Origin of the sequence: Colwellia sp. BRX10-4 (assembly GCF_014077465.1) — a bacterium.
In the GTDB taxonomy this organism is placed as follows: domain Bacteria; phylum Pseudomonadota; class Gammaproteobacteria; order Enterobacterales; family Alteromonadaceae; genus Colwellia_A.
On record NZ_JACGVZ010000083.1, the window covers coordinates 1 to 1,213 of the forward strand.

The following is a 1,213-nucleotide window of genomic DNA, read 5'->3' on the forward strand; positions in this document are numbered from 1 at the left end:
AATGGCTAAAGCAAAATTTGAACGTTTAAAACCGCATGTTAACGTTGGTACTATCGGTCACGTCGATCACGGTAAAACTACTTTAACAGCTGCTATCTCTGCAGTATTAACTAAAGTACACGGTGGTGAAGTTAAAGATTTCGCACAAATCGATAATGCTCCTGAAGAGCGTGAGCGTGGTATTACAATCAATACTTCTCACATCGAGTACGATACAGAAGTTCGTCACTACGCACACGTAGATTGTCCTGGTCACGCCGATTACATCAAAAACATGATCACCGGTGCTGCACAAATGGATGGCGCTATCTTAGTAGTTGCTGCTACAGATGGTCCTATGCCACAAACACGTGAGCACATTTTGTTATCACGTCAGGTTGGTGTTCCATATATCATCGTATTCATGAACAAATGTGATGTTGTAGATGACGAAGAATTACTAGAATTAGTAGAAATGGAAATTCGTGAACTTCTTTCTGAATATGACTTCCCAGGTGATGATTTACCGGTAATTCAAGGTTCAGCTTTAGGCGCTCTTCAAGGCGACGAAAAGTGGGAAGCAAAAATCATCGAACTTGCTGATCAATTAGATAACTACATTCCAGAGCCAGAGCGTGCAATCGACGGAGCATTCATCATGCCTATCGAAGATGTATTCTCAATTGCTGGTCGTGGTACTGTTGTTACAGGTCGTGTTGAGCGCGGTATCATCAAAATTGGTGAAGAAGTAGAAGTTGTTGGTATCCGTGATACTCAAAAATCTACTTGTACTGGTGTTGAAATGTTCCGTAAGCTTCTAGACGAAGGTCGTGCTGGCGAGAACTGTGGTGTACTTTTACGTGGTCTTAAGCGTGAAGATGTTGAACGTGGTCAAGTATTATGTAAGCCTGGTTCAATTTCACCTCATACAAAATTCGAATCAGAAGTCTACGTGTTAAGTAAAGATGAAGGTGGTCGTCATACACCATTCTTTAAAGGATACCGTCCACAGTTTTACTTCCGTACAACAGATATCACAGGTGCTGTAGAGCTTCCTGAAGGTGTTGAAATGGTAATGCCTGGCGACAACTTGAAATTTGTTGTAGAGCTAATCAACCCAGTAGCGATGGATGAAGGTTTACGCTTCGCTATCCGTGAAGGTGGTCGTACTGTTGGTGCTGGTGTTGTATCTAAAATCATCGCATAATTGCAGATTTTAGTTCTCACTAGAACT

The 1,213-nt window shown here is 41.8% G+C and carries 1 protein-coding gene; it reads left to right on the forward strand.

Features of this window, described 5'->3' with window-relative positions:
* Nucleotide 1 precedes the first annotated feature (1 nt).
* Nucleotides 2-1,186, forward strand: coding sequence for an elongation factor Tu (gene tuf / locus H4J67_RS19895; protein WP_070375043.1), 1,185 nt, complete (start codon nt 2-4; stop codon nt 1,184-1,186).
* The last annotated feature ends 27 nt before the right edge of the window (nt 1,187-1,213 follow it).